This is a genomic window from Ruegeria sp. K7 (genome assembly GCF_056531785.1).
The window spans coordinates 48,090-71,220 of record NZ_JBQFMJ010000010.1; the positions used below are offsets into that span (position 1 = coordinate 48,090).

General features: G+C 60.5%; 16 protein-coding genes. 7 read left to right on the forward strand and 9 right to left on the reverse strand.

What is annotated here, in order from left to right; translation table 11 throughout:
* The first annotated feature begins 17 nt into the window (after nucleotides 1-17).
* A complete protein-coding gene (gene paaK / locus ACR0FE_RS15850) occupies nucleotides 18-1,328 on the forward strand; it encodes a phenylacetate--CoA ligase PaaK (RefSeq protein WP_480913800.1) in 1,311 nt (436 codons plus the stop codon).
* A 3-nt stretch (nucleotides 1,329-1,331) separates the two neighbouring features.
* The gene (locus tag ACR0FE_RS15855) at nucleotides 1,332-1,928 is read left to right on the forward strand and encodes a TetR/AcrR family transcriptional regulator (RefSeq protein ID WP_480913802.1); all 597 of its coding nucleotides are present in this window, start codon (nucleotides 1,332-1,334) and stop codon (nucleotides 1,926-1,928) included.
* 11 nt (nucleotides 1,929-1,939) lie between these two features.
* Here ACR0FE_RS15855 and ACR0FE_RS15860 read toward each other — a convergent pair whose 3' ends face one another.
* The 4 genes from ACR0FE_RS15860 to betB all read right to left on the reverse strand — a co-directional run bounded on the left by ACR0FE_RS15860 (nucleotide 1,940) and on the right by betB (nucleotide 8,946).
* Nucleotides 1,940-3,973, reverse strand: coding sequence for a cytochrome c3 family protein (locus ACR0FE_RS15860; RefSeq protein WP_480913805.1), 2,034 nt, complete (start codon nucleotides 3,971-3,973; stop codon nucleotides 1,940-1,942).
* A 26-nt stretch (nucleotides 3,974-3,999) separates the two neighbouring features.
* Nucleotides 4,000-5,244, reverse strand: coding sequence for a DUF3179 domain-containing (seleno)protein (locus tag ACR0FE_RS15865; protein ID WP_480913807.1), 1,245 nt, complete (start codon nucleotides 5,242-5,244; stop codon nucleotides 4,000-4,002).
* A 32-nt stretch (nucleotides 5,245-5,276) separates the two neighbouring features.
* The gene (locus ACR0FE_RS15870; protein ID WP_480913809.1) at nucleotides 5,277-6,944 is read right to left on the reverse strand and encodes a sulfatase-like hydrolase/transferase; all 1,668 of its coding nucleotides are present in this window, start codon (nucleotides 6,942-6,944) and stop codon (nucleotides 5,277-5,279) included.
* A 550-nt stretch (nucleotides 6,945-7,494) separates the two neighbouring features.
* Entirely contained in the window at nucleotides 7,495-8,946 is a 1,452-nt protein-coding gene (gene betB / locus ACR0FE_RS15875; protein ID WP_480913811.1) for a betaine-aldehyde dehydrogenase, read from the reverse strand.
* Between the two features lie 1,171 nt (nucleotides 8,947-10,117).
* Between betB and ACR0FE_RS15880 the strand changes: the two genes are divergently transcribed.
* The 5 genes from ACR0FE_RS15880 to ACR0FE_RS15900 all read left to right on the forward strand — a co-directional run bounded on the left by ACR0FE_RS15880 (nucleotide 10,118) and on the right by ACR0FE_RS15900 (nucleotide 15,888).
* Nucleotides 10,118-10,396: a hypothetical protein gene (locus ACR0FE_RS15880; RefSeq protein WP_480523656.1), complete on the forward strand. Its 279-nt coding sequence runs from the start codon at nucleotides 10,118-10,120 to the stop codon at nucleotides 10,394-10,396.
* 144 nt (nucleotides 10,397-10,540) lie between these two features.
* On the forward strand, nucleotides 10,541-12,490 hold the full coding sequence (locus tag ACR0FE_RS15885) for a S8 family peptidase (RefSeq protein ID WP_480913813.1): 1,950 nt from the start codon (nucleotides 10,541-10,543) through the stop codon (nucleotides 12,488-12,490).
* A 73-nt stretch (nucleotides 12,491-12,563) separates the two neighbouring features.
* Entirely contained in the window at nucleotides 12,564-13,643 is a 1,080-nt protein-coding gene (locus tag ACR0FE_RS15890) for a phosphotransferase family protein (protein ID WP_480913814.1), read from the forward strand.
* 2 nt (nucleotides 13,644-13,645) lie between these two features.
* Nucleotides 13,646-14,572, forward strand: a complete 927-nt coding sequence (locus ACR0FE_RS15895) for a T3SS effector HopA1 family protein (RefSeq protein WP_480913816.1) — start codon at nucleotides 13,646-13,648, stop codon at nucleotides 14,570-14,572.
* A complete protein-coding gene (locus ACR0FE_RS15900) occupies nucleotides 14,569-15,888 on the forward strand; it encodes a lanthionine synthetase LanC family protein (RefSeq protein ID WP_480913818.1) in 1,320 nt (439 codons plus the stop codon). The genes ACR0FE_RS15895 and ACR0FE_RS15900 overlap by 4 nt, the downstream gene beginning before the upstream one ends.
* Here ACR0FE_RS15900 and ACR0FE_RS15905 read toward each other — a convergent pair whose 3' ends face one another.
* From ACR0FE_RS15905 to leuB, 5 genes are all read right to left on the reverse strand, one after another.
* Nucleotides 15,889-17,436, reverse strand: coding sequence for a trimethylamine methyltransferase family protein (locus ACR0FE_RS15905; RefSeq protein WP_480913820.1), 1,548 nt, complete (start codon nucleotides 17,434-17,436; stop codon nucleotides 15,889-15,891).
* Nucleotides 17,433-18,770, reverse strand: a complete 1,338-nt coding sequence (locus tag ACR0FE_RS15910) for an MmgE/PrpD family protein (RefSeq protein WP_480913822.1) — start codon at nucleotides 18,768-18,770, stop codon at nucleotides 17,433-17,435. Before ACR0FE_RS15910 ends, ACR0FE_RS15905 begins: the two co-directional genes overlap by 4 nt.
* A gap of 68 nt (nucleotides 18,771-18,838) precedes the next feature.
* Nucleotides 18,839-20,323, reverse strand: a complete 1,485-nt coding sequence (locus ACR0FE_RS15915) for an aldehyde dehydrogenase (protein WP_480913823.1) — start codon at nucleotides 20,321-20,323, stop codon at nucleotides 18,839-18,841.
* Nucleotides 20,320-21,984, reverse strand: coding sequence for a GMC family oxidoreductase (locus tag ACR0FE_RS15920; RefSeq protein WP_480913825.1), 1,665 nt, complete (start codon nucleotides 21,982-21,984; stop codon nucleotides 20,320-20,322). The genes ACR0FE_RS15915 and ACR0FE_RS15920 overlap by 4 nt, the downstream gene beginning before the upstream one ends.
* Nucleotides 21,981-23,066: a 3-isopropylmalate dehydrogenase gene (leuB, locus tag ACR0FE_RS15925; RefSeq protein ID WP_480913826.1), complete on the reverse strand. Its 1,086-nt coding sequence runs from the start codon at nucleotides 23,064-23,066 to the stop codon at nucleotides 21,981-21,983. The genes ACR0FE_RS15920 and leuB overlap by 4 nt, the downstream gene beginning before the upstream one ends.
* Between the last annotated feature and the right edge of the window lie 65 nt (nucleotides 23,067-23,131).

A 23,131-nucleotide genomic window follows, 5' to 3' on the forward strand; every position in this document is an offset into this window, starting at 1 on the left:
GTTTGGAGGAGACCGCGATGGAAGATCTTAGCCCCAACAAAGCTGACCTGGACCCGATTGAAATCGCATCGATCGATGAGATACGGGCTCTGCAACTGGACCGCCTGAAATGGTCGGTGCGTCACGCTTATGAAAATGTGCCGATGTACAAATCGCGTTTCGATGAGGCCGGCGTTCATCCTGACGACCTGCAAAGCCTGTCTGATCTGGCAAAGTTCCCGTTCACCTACAAGAACGACCTGCGGGATAACTACCCATTCGGGCTTTTTGCTGTTCCACGCCGCGAAATCGTGCGCATTCATGCGTCTTCAGGAACCACGGGCAAGCCGACCGTTGTTGGCTATACGCAAAACGACATCGACAACTGGGCCGATCTGGTCGCCCGCTCAATCCGCGCCAGCGGGTTACGCAAGGGTGACATGATGCATGTGGCCTATGGGTATGGCCTGTTCACCGGCGGTCTGGGCGCACATTACGGAGCCGAACGGCTTGGTTGCACGGTCATACCGATGTCGGGCGGACAGACGGAAAAGCAGGTCGGCCTGATCACCGATTTCCGTCCGGACGGGATCATGGTGACGCCGTCCTACATGCTCAACATTCTCGAACAGTTTCACAAGGCGGGGCTTGATCCGCGCGAAAGCTCACTCAAGGTTGGCATCTTTGGCGCCGAGCCATGGACCGACGCCATGCGCAAAGAGGTCGAAGCCGCCTTTGACATGCATGCGGTCGACATCTACGGCCTGTCGGAAATCATGGGGCCGGGTGTCGCCAACGAATGCGTCGAAACCAAGGACGGTCCGGTGATCTGGGAGGACCACTTCCTGCCCGAAATCATCGACTCGGAATCAGGGGAGGTTCTGCCGGACGGGGAAATGGGCGAACTGGTCTTCACCACGCTCACCAAGGAAGGCCTGCCGATGATCCGCTACCGCACCCGCGACCTGACGCGTCTCTTGCCGGGAACCGCCCGGTCGATGCGCCGGATGGCCAAGATCACCGGGCGCAGCGACGACATGATCATCCTGCGCGGCGTAAATGTCTTTCCCAGCCAGATCGAAGAACAGGTCATGGCGACCGGCGGACTGGCACCCTATTACCAGATCGAGCTTTACAAGTCGGGCCGCATGGACGCGATGCGGGTGCTGGTCGAGGCCAATCCGGATTCGACCGATGAGTTGTCCAAAACCGCGGCGGCGCGCATGCTGACCAAGCGGATCAAGGACATCGTTGGTGTTTCAACCGAGATTATTGTAGAGGACCCCGGACAGGTTGAACGCTCGCAAGGCAAAGCCAAACGGGTCGTCGACAACCGCGATAAGGAGTAGACCTTGGCCCGTACCATCGCCAAAGATCACGATCAGAAACGTGCTCAAATCCTGAAATCGGCGGCACGGGTATTTGCCCATGAAGGGTTCGACCGTGCCTCGATGTCCTTGCTGGCCAAGGAGTGCGGGATATCAAAAGCCAATATCTACCACTACTACGACAGCAAGGATGCCATCCTGTATGACATCCTTGAAACCTACCTGCGTGATCTGCGCGACAGGATCTGCGGCATCGACACGGATGGCCTGACGGCTGAACAGAAACTGCGGGCCGCGATAAAAGAAATCCTGTTCGCCTATCAGGGCGCGGATGATGAACATCGCGTTCAGGTCAGCGGCATGTCCGCACTGCCCGACGAACAGCAAAAGGTCCTGCGCGGTTATCAGCGGGATCTGGTCAATTTCGTCAGCGACATACTGAAAGAACTGGCTCCGGGCGTTCTTGGAACAGACAAGAACAAGCTGCGCGCCGCGACCATGTCCGTTTTCGGCATGTTGAACTGGTATTACATGTGGAACACTGGTGCAGGGTCAAAAGCGCGCGAAGATTACTCGGACGTGGTCAGCACACTTACCCTTCACGGAATTCAGAACCTGTAGAAAGCGTGTGTCTATTGGGCTAATACCGAGGCGCGCAACTCGTTCAGGGCCTGACTGTCCGGCACTTTGCTCAGGGCCTCGTCGAGGAGGGTCAGCGTAGCCTCGCGCCCATCGACTGCTGCGGCAATCCGGACCAGCATGACCCAGGCTTCTTCGCGTTGCGGATCCATGCGCACAACCTCGCGAAAGGCGCGTTTTGCTGCGGGAATGTTTCTGAAGGTCAATGCCATTCCACCCAGTACCAGATGGGTTTCCGGAAAATCTGACCGCGCCCGCAGCGAGGCCCGCCACTCGGACATCGCCTGCTGCAACTTGTCCTGCTGCTGCTCCGGAAGACCGGCGGCAGGAAAGTCCAGCATGGCCTTCGCAGCCTCGATCCGCACCATCCTTTCCGGGTCGTCGAGCAGTTCGTTTAGCCTGTCCGCCTGTAGCCGGGGCGGCGCGGCCCTTTGAATTGCGATGGCCGTCGCCCTTATCAGCGGATCATCATGTGCCAGCAGAGGTGCCATATCCTCGGCGGTAGTCTCATCCGCGACCTGAGACAAGAGCCATAGGGCTGTTGCCCGGACTAGGCCCGCCTGACTGTCATCAAGCGCCAGAGAGTTCAGGTCCGGCTTGGCGCCCACTGGATCAGACCGCCCGGCCGCCAGCGTGACGCCGTAATGCGGGCGCGCTGCTGCATTCGGATGGTATTTTTCTATCTCCGCCGCCGCCCATTCTGCCGACCGATCCGCGTGGCAGTCGGTGCAGGCGTCTGGTGCACCGGTCACGTCTGCCAGATCCGGCCTTGGGATACGAAAGCTGTGGTCCCTACGACCGTCTGTCCCCATATAGACACGCTCGATCATGTGGCAGTTTTTGCACTGCGCGCCCTCGGAACCCGCTTCATGGAAATGATGCGAAGGATCATCGTAGGGCTTTAGCGGCAAAGACGTGAAATCGGGATTGCCTGCCGGGGAATGGCATTGCGTGCAGACGCCGTTTCCGTCTGCCTTCAATTCGGCGCTGTGGGCGTCGTGGCAATTCAGGCAAGTCACGCCCTTTGAGTACATCCTGGATTGAAGAAACGACCCGTAGACATAGACCTCGTCCAAAATCTGCCCATCGGCGTGGTAGAGGCCGGGGCGCAGCAACGACAGGTTGTAAGCCTCATGAAAACTGGTTCCGGGCATTGGATTTCCCTCGCCAAACGGCTCACGTCGGGAATGGCAGGTCGCACATTGCTGTATCGCAGCCTCAGCCCCTGCCCCGGCGAAATCCATCGCAAATCCGTATCCCGCGGGCGCGGGCACCGATGAGGTTCCGGCAGATTCCGCCCAGTCGACATGCGCCGAACCGGGGCCGTGGCAGGCTTCGCATCCGACCCCCGTTTCGACCTGAACCGAAGCATAGGCCTGACGGCGTTCGTCATAGCGCTTTTCGAAACCGGTCGCATGGCACTCCGCGCAGCGGGCATTCCAGTTCTTGTATGGTCCATTCCAGTGCAACCCGTCATCCGGCGGCAATGTCTGGTCGGGGTACAAGTGGTACCAACGTCCGTTTTCGACATCCCAAACGACATCAAAGCTTTGCAATCGGCCCGGCTCGGTTTCGATCAGATACTGTTGCAGCGGCGCGACCCCGACAACGGAATGGACGGAATAGTCTTTCACCGTGCCGTCGGTCTCGGTCAGGTGAATGCGGTAGTTTCCGTTGTCGACTGAGAACTCGTATTGCACCCCGTCGTGCTCGAACCGGGTTCCGTCAAAGTCGGCCAGGACGGTATCCGGCGCGGGGCTGGTCCAGGCAAGCGCGTGATGCGACCCCATCCAGGCGTCGGTGGCATCCTGATGGCAGCCCGTACACTGCTCCGATCCGACATAGTGCTGGTCCGTGTTCTCCGACTGTATCTCTTGTCCCCTGACGGCAGCGGCAAGGTACGCCCAAGTTGCCAGAGCAAGGATCAGTACAACACCGAAATCCGAAATCCTGCCCGAGCAACCGGGCAGGTCAATGCGCCGGGGAACCGCCCAGCGAGGCTTCCAAAAACAAGTGTGCCGTCGCAATTGGAATGCTCCCCGGGCCCGTCGGATCACGCGGCGGTCTCTCCAACCACGTCTTCACCACCTTCTACACGATTGATGTCGGTGTTTGGAAAAAACTCGGACCAGACATGCCAGAACACGCCGGCCCGCAGGGTCTCGACCCTCTGCAACTGGCCCTGATCCGAAACACCCCAGAAATCGCATCGGGTCACGGGCTGGCCGCTGTCGTTGTACCAGACACCCAAACTCTCATAACGTGGGTCCAGACTGACAACGACGTCGCGCCCGCCAACCCGGGCGTTCACGGTCCAGTCATTCTCGACAATGAAATCGTCGGTCCAGCAGGCGGCATCATCCCCGATTGTGATCCCCCATACATAGGTCTTGTTCGGCAGCCGATTGTCCGAGCGGTCCATATTGTCCATCACCGGCGCATCTTCCTGGTGCTGGCGGGAAATACCCCAGCCAAAAGTGATTTCCGTCACCATGTCCAGCAGGCGCAGCAGCGGGTTCGAAGAGGGTTTGTTCAAGTAAACCTCGCCGTCGGGAAAGGCCTTCTGAAACCCGCGAAACGTCATCCGATACGTGGGCCAAGGCTTCATCCGAGCTTCCGGCCGCAGGGGGCAGGCAGGTCCATCCGCATTCGGGTCGCGATCCGCTTCGCGGAAGCCGTAGATATGCTGAATCGGCTCGCCGGTATCATTGTCACGCAGGATCAGATTGTTGCCGTGCTGGGCCAGAACCTCAAGGTTCAGCCGCTTGCCTTCGATGGCCGGCGAATATCCCTGACCGAGATTGGCCATGGCACAGTAGGTCATCACGACGTCTTCGCCGCCCAGACCTTTTTTATTGCCCGCCAGATGCGGGCGCATAATCTGCGCATCCGGATGGGCGCGGGCATGCCCATTGTTTTCGATCACGATAACCGGCGCCGTCGACCCGACGTATTTCCGCGCTTCGCTGATCGGAAAATACTGCGCAGTGTTAAGCTGGTTCCGCAAACCCAGATGCACCCAGACATAGGGAAACCCGTACAGAAATATCACCAGCAGCGCGGCGACAAACCAAAGCCAGAACGGACCACCGCCAAACAGGAAATGCGCCAGCGTTGAAACGGCAAAGCCACTCAGCCCTATGCCGATGAGGCGGTATTCGTTTCGGATGAACCGCACCATATTTTCGCGCTTCACCTTCAACAGCATCTGCGAGATGTCGCCAAGATCGCGGAAATAGACAAATCCGATCCCAAGCGAGGCGATCAGGCCAAGAGCGAAGAGTATGTTTCCGACCATCTGCACCTCGTGATCCTGTTCCGGTTTTTGCGTTATTGCTGCGCAGAGGCGCGTTTGATCATGAACGCATCTACGGCCTGTTGCGTTTCAGGGCGTATGTTCTCGATCCCTTCATAGGGCACACCGTAGGCAGGCGTTGTGTCGGGGAATTTCTCTTTTCTTGCCATGTGGCGCCCCAGAATCCGCGCGAACTCCTGACCGCCCCAGGCGCCGACCTCGGTCGAGACCGAGTATTCTTCGCGTGTATCCCGGTAGAGATCGAAGAACTTCGCGAGAATCGCGCTTTCCCCGGGTCCCGGCAGTTTCAGCTTAAGCTGGTCTTTCACAACGGCCTCAGGCTTGTTGACCGAATAGATGATGACATGATCGCGCCGCGCCTTGGTTTCATCGGCAAACAACAGGGCGGCCGATTGGTCCACTCCGTCAACCAGACGATCTCGTGGGATATGCTGATCGGCCCCGGCGAACCGGGAGAGCGTTGTGTAAAGATCCGAGACGTGAATGATGCTGTTCAGCAGACCATCAGCCTCGATCATACCGGGCCATCGGATGAAGGCATCGACGCGGACGCCGCCTTCGGTCGTGTCGCCCTTGCCTCCTGCGTAGATCAACGGCGTAAAGCCGGATTGTGGAGCGTATTTTGTGAAGTGTCCGTTGTCACCCATCACCACGACAACGGTGTTGTCGGTCAGCTCAAGTTCATCCAATCGGGCAAACAGGTCGCCCAGCCACTGATCCAGCAGCTGCATCTTGTCGACATAAAGACCCCCATTCACGCTTTCCGGTCCCGATCGTCCGGCACGGGTGTTGTCCAGCGGGATCATCGGCCAGTATTGCAGGAAGAACGGCTGCTCACCGCCTGCAAGGCGGTCCAGTTCCTCCAGCGTCTTGTCCTGGAACGCCTGGTTCATCTCGTCATATTTCGCGGCATTCCAGCGTTCACCGGTCTCCATGCGGATTTCACGGATAGGGCCGCCGGTTTCACCTTCGATCACGGTCATCATTGCGGCGGCATCCGGCCGGAACCAGCCGTCCAGCGTGTACTTGTCGTCATAGTCGCGGATCGCGACCGAAACCTGTTCCCTGATCGCGTCGTCGTTGAAAATGGTCAACTGCCCCTGCTGGTGGATTGCGTGCTGAGCGTAATCAAATCCCTGGTTCATCGCCCAGCTTTCAGCGATGTCGCCCATATGCCACTTGCCCACATGACTGGTTGCATAGCCTGCCTGTTTAAGGACCTCGGCCAGCGTGACTTCGTTCTGCGGCAGGCCAAAACCTGCGATATCGACTGTCGTGTCGCCCATGCCCATCCGCACCGGCAACCGCCCGGTCATCTGCGCCACCCGCGTCGGCGTACAGGAGGGTTCGGTATACATGCGTACCATCCGCATGGCCTGATCCGAGAAATCGTTGATATTCGGCGTTTCATATCCCCGCACTGCGTTCAGCTCGGGTATTCCCATGTCGCCAAAACCCATATCGTCGATCAGCACACTGACGATGTTCGGTGGGTTGCCTCCGTTGCCGTCCCTAAATGCGGCCAGAGCGTCGTTGACCGCAGCGTCATCCTGTGCCCATTGGTCTTCATGCTGGGACTGAAGAATGTAAAACTCGGCATCGTGTATGATCGGAGCATCCTGCGCAAATCCAGGCGAGGCGAAAAGACCTGCCGTCAGCACCCGATAGCAAAACTGTTTCATACACTTCCCCCCAGATAGACATTTTACCGGCTGACCGCCGGGTGTTTCACATCGGTACATTGCGATACTAAATGTGAACTTCCCACGCGCGCAACCTTCCGGGCAAACGTCAGGGGCGGAATCGCCTGGGCTCAGCAAGCTTGGCCCGGTTTTCGGAACCGCAACCCAAAGCCCACAATGGCACATTCTTCAGAACGGGCGATGAGCGGATCGACTAATTTCCGATGGCCTGTGGTATGATATGCTCACGGGTCCGCGACCTCGAGTGTCGCTGCAAACTCACCTCAATCGTACTCGGGGAATTTCAGGAAGTAAGACCTGGGTAGAAGCCAACTGCGCTTGTTCGGGCGCTGCCCCGCAAGGCATGCGTATACGCGAAGGCTCGGTCATCAAGCCATCACCGTGGCGCATTTCGACCTCGTGCATTGACAGGCGCAACTGCATTGGCCCCATAAAACGACTCTCCGAAACGAAAAAACAAAAGCCGGATCGGCCAATAGGCAACCATGCCTATGGCCGAACCGGCATCCTTTTGCACTGTTGTCGCGTTCTAGTACGGCGCCTCAAGCGGCGTCATGCGGACATAGACGGATTTGAGCTGGCTGTAATGTTCGATCGCAGCCTTGGAGTTCTCGCGCCCGACTCCCGATTGCTTGACGCCACCAAACGGCGCTTCGACCGGCGCATCATTGTACGAGTTGATAAAGCAGCTTCCGGCATCCAGTTGCGCGATGACCCGGTGCCCGCGCTTCAGATCGCTTGTGAACACACCTGCGGCCAGACCGAAATCGGTGGCATTGGCGCGCGTGATCACCTCTTCCTCGGTTTCGAAATCCAGCACGGCCATCACAGGACCAAAGATCTCTTCAACCGCGATCTTCATATCGTCGGTAACGTCGGCGAAAACCGCAGGCGTCATCCAGTTGCCCGGACGTTCAATCCGTTCGCCGCCACAAACCAAGTGTGCCCCTTCGGATTTCCCTGCCTCGATATAGCTTTGGGCGATCTCCAACTGACGCGCGCTGACCAGCGGGCCAAAATTGGTAGCCTCATCCTGCGGGTCACCGATGATCGCGTTGGCAAGCCGCTCCTGCAGGCGGTTCAGAAACGCATCCTTGATGCCCTTCTGAACAAACACACGCGTCCCGTTCGAACACACCTGCCCCGAAGAATAGAAATTGCCAAGGATCGCGCCACTGACGGCGTCTTCCAGATCGGCATCGTCAAACACGATCATCGGAGACTTGCCGCCGAGCTCCATCGTGACATGTTTCATGCCCGCAGCCGCAGCGGCATAGACCTTTCGCCCGGTGGGCACCGAACCGGTCAGCGATACTTTGTCCACCCGGGGATCAGTGACAAGGGCAGCGCCGGTTTCACCCCGCCCCTGCAGCACGTTGAACAGACCCGGCGGCAGGCCTGCCTCGGACAGGATTTCAGCAACCTTGAGCGCGCAGAGCGGAGTTTCTTCAGAAGGCTTGAAAATCACGGCGTTGCCGCAGGCCAGTGCTGGCGCGGCCTTCCAGCAGGCAATTTGCGTGGGGTAGTTCCAGGCACCGATGCCGACACACAGTCCCAGCGGTTCGCGCCGGGTGTAGACCCAGTCTTCGCCAAGCTGTATGTGCTCGCCGGTCAGGCTGCATGCAAGACCGCCAAAATACTCCAATGCATCTGCGCCCGATGTTGCGTCCGCAACCAGGGTTTCCTGCAGTGGCTTGCCGGTATCATAGGTTTCCAGCACTGAAAGCTCATGGTTGCGTTCGCGCATGATGTCGGCGGCTCGGCGCAGGATGCGCCCGCGTTCGGTGCCGGACATGGCGCCCCAGGCTTTTTGCGCCGTCCGGGCCAGCGCGATCGTCTGATCGACGAGCTCGGGAGAGGCCTCGTGCAACCGCGCGATCACCTCTCCGGTCGCTGGGTAAATCACATCAAGGGATCGACCGTTTTCATCTTCAAGATAGGCGCCATTCACGTAATGGCTGGCCTGAGGCTGCGCGATCATGTTCTGAGGTCTCCGAAACATGGCTGATGGGTAGTCCGAAACTGTTTTTCTCCGGCGGGTTTGTATTGCGAACGCATGGTTCTGAGCAGACGGGCCAGCGCGGATCGAACCGGCCATTGTATCTGCGGGGATGACCATGGTGGATTTTTATTGATCAGTCAATCAACAAACCAGATGATCCCATGCACACCGGCAGAGGCCCCGTTCGCAACAGGTTCCGACACCAGAATCCTGTTCGTAAAATCCTCAGTTGGGGAAGAGGCCTGACCGACCGGCTGGCGCGGGCCGCCCCAGTTCCTGTCGCCGCAAAATGGGGGAATCGATAGCGGACCGGTCGTCCCGGACCCAGCGCCGAAGCGGGGATCCGAATTGGGGCGTTCGCAAGCACAACCCCGGCGGTAACCCAATCAGCCAGGCCAAATTGACCATCAACGCAATGTGCGCGAACGACCCGGTCTAACAAACCCGCTGCGTTGCAACCACTCCGGACAACCTCGGGATGTGCGCAGCTTATCAACCTTTTACACGAGACCGGACCGGAAAACCTCTTTCTGCAAACGCTGGATCATTGACACAGAACCGGGCTGGTGCACAGGCAAGCGGTCTATTCCGGCGCCCGGCGGACTCTGTTTAGAATTGAAAAAACCAGCCTAAAACGCTATTATGATCACGTTTATACGAGTTATTGAATGTAGACGGCGGGCACCACTTTTTCTCCGCTCGGTGGCCTCAGAGCCATTGTTGCAAAGGATTGCGGCTTGAACTGCGGCTGGACCTGACCGAAGCATACAGCGCCCCTTCGACAGCAGGCTTTTCTGCCTCTGACGGAACGCCACCGCTTTCGGATGAAACACCAGACACGTGCCGTGGCATTAACAAGTTAGTCCGTATTCTTTTGACCTGATGCTTTGACGCCCGGGCGAGTTCGCATCTGCGCAGGTATTGAAAGCAACAGTCATGAGCACTCCCCGCTCGAATCTCCGACGAGAATTTGATATGGCTCCGTGTATTACGCCGGATCCCGTACGAACCGAGGTTGTGAAATGGCACTCCTTCACAAAACAGGTGTTGAGAAGACCACAACGGATCGAACCGCCTGGATCCACCGAGGGCATATTCTGCCGCGAGACCATTCGTCAGACACCACCCACCCTTTGCAAAGGGTCCGGCCGTGAATATGCGCGTTATGGTCGAGATCACCGCGTCTGCACATTTCGATTTGCAGGATCCCGAAGCACTGGCCACTCAGATGAGAAAGCTGGGGTTCGAACTCGATCCGGATCTGGAACCTGTTCCGATGAACGAGACGGGCCACGGCGCACAACGGCAGCCGACCAGCGTGATACTCAGCGGGACCATTGCCGACGCGGCGTCTCTGGACGCACTCAAGCTACGGCCGGACGTCATAAACATTTGGGGCGATACGCCAATTGCGCCTTTTGCCCCGTAGGCCGAGTTCAACCTGCTGAACCGGATTTCTTCCACCACTCAAACTCAACCAATCCCGAAATCTGTCGTGGCGACGTTCGCCGCGACCGACAACCTGCGCAACCAGTTTCCAGTTCACCAAATTTAACCCAATGGAGGTAAAAAGATGGCTGCTAAAAAAACCACGCGTGGCAGGAAGTCCAACGGCGACAACGGCTCGCCCCCAAACGGAGTTCCCCAGCCCACTGACGGCAAGGGCCGGCTGAGCATACTGGTCGAAATGCGCTATACACCCGGCGGCTCCGGTCCCATGGCGATGTCCTCGGCCGAAGGTTTCTCGGGCGACGGCTTCGCTGTCGACAATGAATTCGAGCCCGTCAGCATGGGCGGCACCGGAAGCGCCGAATTTGCCGCTTCGGGTCAGGCCCCTGACGAAACCTTCGTGGTGCGCGGCACCGTTGCAAGCGAAGACGCAATGGCAGCCTTGCGCAACCGCCCCGAAGTGGCCGGTGTCTGGCGCGACGTCCCAATCGACGGCTTCCCCGTCGACAACCCGTACGGGCCGCAGACAAGCGGCGGCATGGCAGCATGCCCGATCCCGCCCTGCGACTGCAGCCCCGGCACGCCAAAGGGCAACATGGCCGACGTCGCCACCTATCTGGGCGTCGATCAGGTCTGGGCGGCGGGGTTCCGTGGAAACGGAATCGTTGTAGGCGTTTTGGACAGCGGCATCACCGCGCAAGGCCGACCGGTCAAGACCGGAGAGACCTCGCGTCGCATCCCGCGCGTAATCGGCGGATGGCCGTCAGACTGGGGCACCGAATCCGGCAAATGGGGCAATCACGGCAACATGTGCGCCACTGATGTTCTTGGCATGGCACCCGAAGCTCAGCTTTACGATCTGCGGATTGCCGGATCTGGCGGCTCGCCCGGGACAATCAGCCGGGCATTGCAGGCGTTCAACTGGTCCATCAACCAGTTCCGAAGCAATGGCACTCCGCAAGTTCTGACAAACAGTTGGGGTATTTTCCAGGAAACATGGGATACCACCTATGCCCGCAACCCCAACCACCCGTTTACCCGCAAGGTGGTCGAGGCGATCAACGAAGGCATTCTCGTGCTCTTCGCCGCCGGTAACTGCGGAGATACCTGCCCCGACAACCGTTGCGGCGCCGATAACGGCCCGGGACGCAGCATCTGGGGTGCAAATGGCCACCCGCTGGTGATGACCGTAGGCGCGGTGAACAAGAACGAAGAGTTCATCGGATACAGCAGCCGCGGACCTGCCGCTCTGGATTCGAACAAGCCTGACTTCTGTTCCATCAGCCATTTCACGGGGTATTTCACAAGTGACTCCGGCACCTCGGCGGCGACGCCGATTCTTGCAGGTGCGGTGGCGTTGCTGAAGCAATCCCAGCCCAGCGCAACGCAGGCACAGTTGAAATCCATACTGAAAGCAACGGCCAAGGATATCGGGGCCAGCGGCTTCGACCAGCATTCCGGATCCGGCATTGTCCAGATCAAGGCCGCATATGACCGGTTGCACCGGCCTGTCCGCAGAACGATCGTCGGACCCGCATGCCCGCGCAGAACGGTGGTTGGACCCCTTTGCCCGCGCCGGACCCTGACCGGGCCGTGGTGTCCGCGTCCGACAACCGTCGGGCCGCGCTGCCCGCGCCGGACTTTGGTTGACCCATGGTGCCCGCGCCGGACCCTGGTCGGGCCGTGGTGCCCGCGTCCGACAACCGTCGGGCCACGCTGCCCGCGCCGGACCTTCACCGGACCGTGGTGTCCACGCCCGACTTTCGCCGGATGCCCGCGCCCGACCCTGAGCGGGCCGAGATGTCCTCGGGTAACGCTGGTAGGCTGTCCGCGCCCGACACTGGCCGGATGTCCGCGTCCGACGCTCGCAGGCTGCCCACGTCCCACACTGGCTTGCTTCCGCGCTGGCGACGAGGATTACTATGACAGCGGCTGGGACGACGGATACGACGACTGGGACGACGGTTACGCGATGTACGAAGACGCCTATGACGATGAATGGGTGGATGAGTACGGCGCCGAGTCCGACGCCGACTATTGGGACGACGACTACGGGTATGATGACGAGTACTAGGTCATCCTGTCGGATGTAACGACCACGCACCCTCGGGCCAACCGCCCGGGGGTGTTCCTGAGGGCCTTACGACATGACCGATGCCGCCATTCGTTCGAACACAGAACCATCGCGCAGGCCGCGTGCGGAAGAACGGGTCGCTTCTGTTCTGCGCAGGCGTAACCTGATCCCCGCAACGCGGATCGTGCAACAGGGCATGCGCATCATGGCCACCCGGCGCGACCGCGCGACAACAGCCACTGTTCATCTGGGCGGACAGGGAACGTTTCTGGTCAAATTGGGCACCCGATCAGCCAGCAACTGGAACCGGCGTGAGATAACCTGCTATCAGGCGGTACAATCGCTCAGCCCCGGCATCGCGCCCTATCTGGCGCATTCCGATCCGGATCGAGGTATCCTGATCGCCGAACTTCTGGACCCGGCCACAACCCTGCACGACTTCATGGGGCGCAACCCCTTGGATGACCCAGCCATTCTTGATGGTCTGGCAAACGTGCTGGCCCGTCTGCATCAGGGACACGTAGATGACACGCACCTTCCTCCGGCTCGTCCTTGGATGCTGGCCAGGGATTCCGGAGGGCTGCACGAACAGTTGCATCACCTCCTGCCCAATCCGGCTGCGCGTGCGGCGGTCATGGCCTGCATCAGCCGCGCTCAGGCGACATGGCGGGAATCTTGTCTGATCCATGGCGATCTCAAATGGGACAACTGCCTGCTGCAATCCGGCCCGGATGGAACGGTGCAGATCCAGCTGGTCGATTGGGAACTGGCGGGTCTGGGCGATCCCGCCTGGGACGTCGCAACGGCCGTGCAGGAGTACCTTCAGCTGGCGCAACTGCCCGCCAGCCCGGACAACAAGCCACTGGCCTCTCACCCTGAAAACGAAGCCTGCCGGGCTGCGGTTCATCTGTTTTCAGCCTACACGCGCGCCACCGGCACTTTAGGATCCGCAAATACGGATTTCCTGAGACGATGCAGCCTCTATACCGGTATCCGACTTGTCCAGACCACACTCGAGTTGCAATCGATGGAAAGCCCGGACGGGACGCGCAGTCAGGTAGCCTTGGCCATGGCGCTGAGGGTGTGCCAGACTCCGAAATGGCTTGAAACCCTTCTTCGGGACGGGCCGCGAATTGGAACAGGATCGGTATAGCAATGGGTGCTGATGCGCTGGACGAGGCCTTACCTGCGGCGTTTGACGTCATTTCGCGGGTATTGGCCAGTGAACCCCTTAGGAGCGGCGATCCCGCCCCCCTGACGGATGCGCTCTATCGGGACTGGTATTGTGCGGTCGGTGAAAAACCGGGCCTGAATGCAGAAGACCGCGATCTGTGCGAGTTGCTGAGAACAGCGCACGCATCCTCGCACCGATGGGAGGAAGGGTGGCATGTCGCGAAAGTGTCCAGACGCGGCAAGGTTGCCGTAACGCGCGGACACGAAAGGCGGGTGCTCCACGTGATCGATTGCCTGCCCGAAGATGGCCGTGGCGCGCGTATTCGCCCCGGCGACACCGTTTCGGTTGTGGCCCGCCGGGATTCCGAAACCATGAACCCTGGCGATTACGTCACCTTCTCGAAACCCTGGCATGCAAACCGGCACCCGATTGTCCGGGTGTACTGGAACGCAATGCCAATAGGTGCACCTGTTCTGGTTCACGCGCTGAGTCAGGCTTTGGGCGACGCATTCCCATATTTCCTCAAGTGCCCCAGACGCCCGGCCGAATATGATCGCCGGGATGCGCTTGTCCTTTATCTGCCCCGACCAGATTTCGCAAAGGCAGCCGAGGCCATCGCCGCTACCGCCAGGCGTGCATGCGACGACCTGTGTGATCCGGTTCCCCCCCTGACCAGAAAGCTTTGCCCCGGGGTCAGCGTGGCCGACGACCCGGCAGCACGGGGAGAAAGCTTTGGGTCGTCCCGATGCGCGTTGGTGGCGCGGGGTGTCCTGCGCTGCGTTGATCGAGGTATCGAACAGCCCACGGACTGGGTCAAATCCGTGCGCGCCGTATTCTCGTCCGAAGGCATCGCACCGGATCGGCCATGGGCCGAAGCTGCCGACAGCCTGGAGTACGCGTTGCCGTGAGGAAACTGGCCCCATCACCCCCGCCTTCTGGAGGCGACCAGGGCCCGGCCTTTCTTGCGGTCGCCACTGCTATCGCGGATCAACTGGTGCGCGATGCTATCCGGGACGAAGATTGCTGCACCTGGCTTGGGTATGAAATGGATCTGGTCGACGGGGAATGGCGGTCCGTTTACCAGACAATCGACGAATCCCTTTACGGCGGACTGGCCGGGGTTGCACTGTTCCTTGCGGAGATGTGGCGGCAAACCCGCAATCCAGCCTACGCCAACACCGCATCCGGCGCAGCCAACGGCGCCATGCACCTGATACGTGAACGGCGCAGCGTCACACCGCACGGATGGTACAGCGGCCTCATCGGCACTCTGAGCACCGTTCGGTCCGTGTACGACATGCTGCCAGAAACGGAGATTGCAGACGATACGAATATTCTGCGCGAAGCTCTGACGGCGCCGCCCCCACAGGATGGCAGCTTTGACCTGATCGCCGGGCCATCGGGAACGATTGCGGGCTTGCTGACACTGCACGGCTCGGAGTCAGGCGATAATATCTTGCGCGCCTGTCACCTCAATGGCGAATGGCTGTTGGACCGAGCGCAGTCCGGACCTGGTATCGGACTGTCATGGCAAGAGGAAAATGCGGAAACGTCACACGCCTTTCCGCATTGCGGCCTCGCACACGGTGCCTCTTCCGCCGCGCTCGCGCTGCTGGAGCTTTGGGCCGCGACCCGGGACGAACGTTATCGCAAAGCCGGTTTCCGCGCCTTTGAGTACGAGCGGCAATGGTTCGATCGCCACCAATGCGGTTGGCCCGATCTGCGCGATGTCAGGGCCGATCAGGCCGGTGACCCCAAAGCGATGGTTTACCCCACCTACTGGTGTTACGGGTCGGGCGGCATCGCGTTGTCGCGGCTTCGGGCCTGGCAATTGACAGGCGACAAGACAGCCCTTGCAGAAGCCAACGCCGCCATCTTCGCCTGCAAGCGACGGGCGCGGCAGGCTCTGACCACCGAACGCTCCGGTTTCGAAGAAAACGCAAGCGTTTGCCATGGCCTTGGAAGTATCGTCGAACCCCTGATCTACTCAACTCATCTCCGCCCTGATCCCGAGGCAATAGCCCTGGCCCGCGAACTTGGTCTGGCAATGCGACCCCCTGCAAACGAGGAATGGAGATGCGGCCTGGTCGAAGGCGGTGAAACACCAGGCCTGATGCTTGGTTTGGCGGGGATCGGGCGCATGTATCTGGGCCTCTGCGACCCAGGCCGGTTCCGGCCATCCGGCCTTGTATTGCCTGCGCCCGAGCGCGGGGATCCGGCCTGATCAACCCTTGGCGCGTCCCAGCCGGCGAATGGGATACCGCGCGCGGATTTCCGCGTCCAACCAATCCGGGATATGACCGGGGTCGGGGGCCGCCAGCAATTCGCGGGTACGCTGCCGGGCCCGTTCCAGCAGATCCCTATCTGTCGCCGCCGCCCATTCCTGTGGCGTGCGCCGGTCCGCCATCGCCGGATAGTAATAGTCGCTTTCCATCCGGTTCAGCGTCTGATCATGCGCCAGAAAATGTCCCGGCCCTCCGACACAGACATCGCGGATGGTTTCAAGGGACAACGTGTCTTCCGAAACCTCGAACCCGCGCGTTGCGCGCATCACCGAACCGATCATGTCATTGTCGAGAACAAAGCTTTCCAGCGAACAGCCCAGAAGCGAACCATACATCCCTGCCGCCTCGTAGATCAGGTTGGCACCCGACAGCGCGGACAACAGCTCGGTACAGCCCTTTTCATATCCGGCCTGAAAATCCGGCATCTTGCTATCGGTCATCCCTGCGCTGACTGCGCAGGGAATGTCATAAAACCGCGCCATCTGTGCACAGGCCGCCATCAGCAGCCCCTGTTCCGCACTGCCGCCCGACATCGCACCGGTACGCAGATCACTGACAAAGGGTAAGGCTCCAAAAGTGGCCGGATGACCGGGATTCAGCAGATTGACATATACCAGCCCTGCCAGCACCTCGGCGGTCTGCTGGGCAACCGCCCCGGCCAGCGGTGCGGGGCTGGTGGCGCCCGCCTGCCCCGCCGAAACCAGCTTTAACGGAATGCCATGGCGCGCGGCAGTCGCGATGACTTCCAGCGCCTCTTCGGCAAAGTTCAGCGGCGGCACCACAAAACAGGTTGAGATACAAAGCGGCGGCCGTGCCCGCAGCGCCTCTGGACCGCCGGTGATCATCGTCAGCATACCGACGGCCTCTTCCAGAACGGCTGCCGAACCGAATGAGGTGCCAACCGGCTTGGCCGTTCCCTTCAGGCATGCGTAAAGCGTGTTCAGATCCATCTCGCGCGGGTCCGTGATGTCCCGCGCCACCACGGTGCGCTGGAACATGTGGATGTTGGGCAGCGCTTCGGCCAGCCGCGCCATATCGTAAAGATCGCGCAAGGTCGTGTCGCGGATCTGACCGGTTTCGCTGTCGATGATATGAACCGCCGCACCCGACGTGCCGAAATGCGTTCGCGCACCTGACGGGTCCAAATCATGCTCGGGCCGCTGGCCAAACAGGTGAAACCCGCGGCCGGCGGTTTCCAGGACCCGCCGCACTATAGGTTCGGGAAACAACAGCCGCCTGTCCGTGGTCAGGGACCCACCAGCAGCACAGACCGTGTCGATGCAGTCCCGGGTCGCCCCTTTCAGCCCGATTTCCCCAAGAATACGCATCGCCGTGGTATCGATCAGCAAAAGTTCCCGGGCCGAAAGTGCGGCGAACTTTCCGCCTTCGATCCCCGGCCAGATCGCCTCGGTCACGCCCATTCCCGCGCCATCCTGTCTTGCGTGTCTGCGGGCCGCGCGACCGCCGTTGCGTTTACGTGCAGTCATCGGTCGATCCTGTCAAAAAACCTGGCAACGTTGTCCGCCTGCGGCCAGTTGAGTGCAGTCTTGTAACTGTCCTCAGGCAATCCAGTCAGACCAGAAAACTTGTCCGCCAACTGGTCAGGCGTCATTGGGTTGGATGGATGACCCAGAGGGGCGGCGCAGGTGGCCTGGACAATCTCGCCACTTGTCAGTTCAACCCTGAGCCTGTCTGGCTGATCCGGGTCATAATTCAGCGCCGGGTTTTTGGCCTGTTCTGCCTTGACGGTGGTCAAATCGATCAACCGGGCAACTTCGGGGTCGGCCCAGAACGCATCCGCGCTGTCGCGCAGCGATAGCTGTCCCTTTGCCAGAACTTGCGCAACACAGGCCGGAGCCGAAAACAGGGCTTCGGTACGCGATGCCGGGCGATCGAATGGCAGGATTTCATAGTGGAAATCTGGCATGAATGCCTCGATGGCCGTAATCCCATGCACGCCCCCGGCCAGTCGCGAACGGATTTCCACCGCCGCAGTCATCAGGCGGTGCGTGTATCCGCACGAGGGCCAGGGTTTCAGGATCAGCCCATAATCGGACAGAGCCCAGTCCCGCCCCAACCGCGACATGACGCCTGAGAACCGTTTCGCATCATAGTCACTCAGAAGCCCTGCAAACCCGCGTTCGTGGTCCATTACATGCGGTTGCCCCGTCAGGCCCTGGGCTGCCAGCAAGGCGGCCTCAACACCGTTGCGGGCGGCCCAACCGGCCTGCAAGGGCTTGGCGTTGGACCCGAATTGCCTTGTGTAGCCCGCTGCCTGCGACACCGCGAAAGACAGGGCATGCACTGTCTGGCCCGCCGACAGCCCCAACAACCGCGAAACCGCCCCGGCGACACCGATGACACCCAGCGTGGCCGTGGAATGAAACCCACGTGCATAATGCGCCAATGACACCGCTTTACCCAATTGCATGATGATTTCGGCCCCCACGGCATAGGCCGTCATCAGGTCCTTTCCGGAAACCGGGGTCAGATGCGCGGACGCCAGCAAGGCGGGCAGCAGAACAACAGTCGGGTGGGTATTTCCCGGCTCTTCCCAGTCATCCAGATCCCAGGCATGGCCCGCGACCCCGTTTACCAGCGCGGCAACCGGGGCCGACAGGGTCTGATCCGCACCGTAAACACGGACCGGACCGCGCGCGACCAAGGCCAACGCCGCCCGTGTTTGACGCGCCACCGCACTGTTCGCGCCAGCCAGTATGCACCCGAAACAATCGACGACCGCCGGGGCAGTCTGCGCCTGTACAGACGGGTCCGGGCGGGCCGCAACCGCAAATTGCGCAAGTGTTTCAATGGCCGTCACGGTGTACCCCCTTTCGGCTGAGTGGACCCGGAAAGCAGCGTCATCCAAATGCCCATCCTCGCACCCACTCAATCCGCGAAAGGATCAGGTTGATGCGGGTTCGTCGACAGCCAGACGGATTTGGTCTGCATGAAACAGCGCATCCCTTCCCAGCCGTTTTCGCGCCCGTAGCCTGATTGTTTCATGCCTCCAACCGGCGACTGGGTGGCTGCGTCGAAGTAGTTGTTGATATAGACGGTCCCGGCCTCGATCCGGGACGCCACCCGCATCGCGCGTGCGACATCGCGGGTCCATATCCCGGCGGCCAGCCCGTAAACCGTATCATTGGCGATGCGAATGGCCTCGGGCTCCTCGGTCCAGGCTTCGGTGCTGACAACCGGGCCAAAAACTTCGTTTTGCGCCAGATCGGCAGAGTTCGGGACATCGGAAAAGATGGTGGGACCGATATAATAGCCCTTGTCCCGGCAGGCTGTGCGTCCGTCCAGTCGCAGGTTGTGACCGGCCTCCTCAGCGGCGGCGATCCGGCTCAGAACAGATTCATAATGTGGCCGGTTGGCTATCGGCCCGATTTGGGTTGCGGGATCAAGCGGGTCGCCGACCCGCGCCTTTTTCACGACATCCACCAGGCGGTCGGTGAAATCTTCGATCACTTCGGCATGCACCAGCAGGCGCGAGCCGGAAATGCAGCTTTGCCCACCGGGTGGAAATATCCCGGCAGCCACGCCATTCACCGCCAGTTCCAGATCCGCATCCGGAAACACGATTTGCGGCGACTTGCCGCCCAGTTCCATCACCACCGGTTTGACCTGTTGCGCAGCCGCGATTGCTGCGGCCCGCCCGCCAGCCGTGCCGCCGGTAAAACTGACCATGCGCACATCCGGGTGTTCGATCATCGGTTTGGCGGTTGTCGGCCCATAACCTGTGACCACATTCAGAACCCCGGGCGGCAGATCGGCCTCGAGCAAGATGTCCATCAGCTCAAGCGTCGAACAACTGGAATGCTCCGAAGGTTTGATCACAACGGTATTTCCCGCCGCCAGACAAGGCGCAAGCTTCCAGATCAGCGTACCCAACGGAGAGTTCCACGGCAGCACCTGTGCCACCACGCCGAACGGCTCCCATGTCATGTAGTTGTGGATGTCCGGTGCCTCGGCCGGAATCACGCGGCCTTCGAACTTGTCGCACATGCCTGCGTAATAATGCCAGCTGTCGATCTGCCACTGACCCGGTTGCAAGCCCGGCGTGATCATGGAAGGCAGCTTGCCGTTGTCCTGTGTCTCAATCACCCCAAGACGCTCGGCGTGTCGGGAAGTCACGTCCCCGATCCGGCGCAGCACCCGCCCACGTTCGGCGGGCTGCATTCGACCCCAGGGTCCGTCGTAAAATGCCTTGCGCGCCTCCTCGACCGCTCGGTTCAGATCTGTTTCGTGGCAATCCGGTACACGGGCCCATACTTCTCCGTTGGCGGGGATTTCGCTGTTGATATATGCGCCGCCCGCCGGGTCGTGCCATTGGTTGCCGGTAAAGTACCGAAAGGTCCGGATATTGCTCATGACGCGGTCTCCATTGGATGTTCAGCGGGAAGAGGTGCCCGGCCAAGGATCATGTCGGCGGCTTTCTCGGCCATCATCACAACAGTTGCGTAAAGGTTTTCGGTGATCTGAGCGGGCATGGCCGAGGCATCGCAGACCCGCAGCCCCTCAACCCCGTGCACGCGCAGTTGGGAATCCAGCACATCACCCATCCGGGCAGTGCAGCACAGGTGATGGCCGGTATAGGCGGTTCTTCGGATGGCATCGGTAATCTGCGCATCGGTTTTGGCCCCAAGCCACGGGCCGATTTCACCCGTCAGATATTGCGCGATCTGGGGTTGTGCCATCACCTCGCGCATCGTGGCAACGCCACGCTTCAGACACTCCAGGTCGCGGGGGTCGGCGAAGTAATTGGGGTCGATGACCGGGTGCAGAAGAGGGTCCGGGCCGGACAATCGAACCGTACCCTCCGAGATCGGGCGTTCCAGATTGATGTCGATCTGCACACCAGGCCGCGCCATCTTTCGCCCACGCACCAGTAACTTGCGGCCTAATCGGTTCAGCAACGGCACAGTTTCATGCGCACCGTCACCCAGGTTTTCCTCAACCACCATCAGGGTCATGTGCACCTGAAGCTCGGGCCATTTGGGGTCGTCGAAGGCGCGAAACAGCACTGTCGAGAAAAAAGCGCCGCCCCCGGGGCCCGATCCGTTCAGCAACCATCGTCCCATCAGCAGAGCTGCCCTGTCCAGACGCTGATGTTTGGCGTGGCTCAGGTCCGCGCGGTCCGAGCCGAACTGCATCGACACATTCGGATGATCCGAAAGATGCGCGCCAACCGAGGGCAGGTCGGCCAAAACCTCGATATCATGAAGCCGCAGATGATTTGCCGGTCCAATCCCCGACAACATCAACAACTGCGGCGTCCCGATGGCGCCCTGACACAGGATCACTTCGCGCTCTGCCCGGATGACCTCGCCCGTCAAGGTCAGCAGTCCGACGGCACGGCAGTCTTCGGTGACAACCCGCGCAACATGAACGCCAGTGCGGACGGTCAGGTTCTTTGGCCGGGATTTCAGGTAGGCAATCGCCGCCGACTGCCGGACGCCTTTGGCAACCGTGCTGTCATTGTGCGCCACTCCTGTTCTGTGCGGACCGTTCAGATCGTCCAGTTCGCGATGCCCGGCGGCTGCCGCCGCCGCGATAAACGCCTGCTCCATCAGGCCGAAATTGCGCGCCGGTTCCGTCTTCAGGGGGCCATCCGCGCCATGCCAGGCATCCCGTCTGTCACGGGCACCTTCGGCCCGGCGGAAATAAGGAAGGACCTCGGCGTAAGACCAGCCCGCCAGCCCCTTCTGCCGCCACAGATCATAGTCCGCCGCGACACCGCGCATGTAGATCATGCCATTGACGATCGAGGACCCGCCCAGCGCCTTGCCACGCGGATAGTAAACACAACGGCCCCCCAATCCGGGCTGAGCAACGGATGTATAGCCCCAGTCCAGCCTTGGGTTGCCGAACACGAATCCGTTCCCCGCAGGCATCCGAATAAACAGATCGCGCCCCTCTCCGCCCGCCTCGACCAGACAGACCGATATGTCCGGATCTTCGGCCAGCCGCGCCGCTAGAACGCATCCGGCCGAGCCGCCTCCGGCGATGACATAATCGAACGAACCACTCATTGCGGCAACCTGTCCAGAATGGCGCCGGTCATCTCGGCGCCGGTTGCTGCGCCGCCCAGATCGGGCGTCATGATCCCGTCCCGCAATGTGGCAGAAACAGCTCTGTGCAGGTGGTTTTCAGGGTCGGGCAGGCCAAAGCTGTATTTGAACATCATCCCGACCGACAGGATCGTCCCCACCGGATTGGCGATCCCCTGACCCGCAATGTCCGGCGCAGACCCGGCGGTGCTTTCATACATGCCAAACACCGGACCACGGGCGGGACTGGCGCTCAGACTGGCCGAGGGCAGCATACCCAGTGACCCCGCATACACCGCCGTCAGATCGCTGAGCACATCGCCCATCTGATTGCAGCACAACACGACATCAGAATCAGCAGGCCGCTGCATCAACTGATAGGCGCAATTGTCGGCGAACATGTTTTCGAATTCGACATCCGGGTATTCCCGCGCCACCTCGGTCACGACGTTGCGCCACAGTTTGTAGCTTTCCATGACATTGGATTTGTCGCAGCTGACCAGACGCCTGCGCCGTTCGCGAGCCAACTGAAACCCACCATGTGCAAACCGGGCGACTTCGTTTTCGTCATAAGCGGTCAGGTCATAACCCTGCCGCACCCCATCGACCCGACGCTGGCCGCGTTCGCGGGCAAACATCGCACCGCCACACATTTCGCGCAGGATCAGCACGTTCGCCCTGTCGGCAACACCGGCCCGGAACGGGGTCCGGTTCATCAATCCTGCCCATGCCCGCGCGGGCCTTAGCCCCAGATAGGTCTGCAGATGGTGGCGCAGATACATCAGCCCGTCCTGGCATTCCGCGCCGCCGGATACCCGGATGTCATCCCAGTCGGGTCCGCCGACCGCGCCCACCAGAACAGCATCCGATGCCTTTGCAAGTTCCAGAACCTCGGGCGTGCAAAACGTGCCATGCACCTCCCACGAAGCGCCGTGCAGCAGCCCGTGCCTGACGCTCAGCGCAATACCGTATCGCTGCGCCAGCACTTCGGCCACCTGCAGTCCATAGCCCACGATCTCGGGACCGATGCCATCGCCACCCAGCGCAAGAATCGTCTTTTCCATGGAACGACCCTGATTTGCTTCCGCAAACAGATTTGCCCGCTTGCAGCGAAAGAAAAAGACGGAAA

Coding starts and splice junctions, on each gene's coding strand:
- paaK (WP_480913800.1), top strand. CDS start 18: ATGGAAGATCTTAGCCCCAACAAAGCTGACCTGGACCCGATTGAAATC.
- ACR0FE_RS15865 (WP_480913807.1), bottom strand. CDS start 5,244: ATGGTCGGAAACATACTCTTCGCTCTTGGCCTGATCGCCTCGCTTGGG.
- ACR0FE_RS15870 (WP_480913809.1), bottom strand. CDS start 6,944: ATGAAACAGTTTTGCTATCGGGTGCTGACGGCAGGTCTTTTCGCCTCG.
- betB (WP_480913811.1), bottom strand. CDS start 8,946: ATGATCGCGCAGCCTCAGGCCAGCCATTACGTGAATGGCGCCTATCTT.
- ACR0FE_RS15885 (WP_480913813.1), top strand. CDS start 10,541: ATGGCTGCTAAAAAAACCACGCGTGGCAGGAAGTCCAACGGCGACAAC.
- ACR0FE_RS15890 (WP_480913814.1), top strand. CDS start 12,564: ATGACCGATGCCGCCATTCGTTCGAACACAGAACCATCGCGCAGGCCG.
- ACR0FE_RS15895 (WP_480913816.1), top strand. CDS start 13,646: ATGGGTGCTGATGCGCTGGACGAGGCCTTACCTGCGGCGTTTGACGTC.
- ACR0FE_RS15905 (WP_480913820.1), bottom strand. CDS start 17,436: ATGACTGCACGTAAACGCAACGGCGGTCGCGCGGCCCGCAGACACGCA.
- ACR0FE_RS15915 (WP_480913823.1), bottom strand. CDS start 20,323: ATGAGCAATATCCGGACCTTTCGGTACTTTACCGGCAACCAATGGCAC.
- ACR0FE_RS15920 (WP_480913825.1), bottom strand. CDS start 21,984: ATGAGTGGTTCGTTCGATTATGTCATCGCCGGAGGCGGCTCGGCCGGA.
- leuB (WP_480913826.1), bottom strand. CDS start 23,066: ATGGAAAAGACGATTCTTGCGCTGGGTGGCGATGGCATCGGTCCCGAG.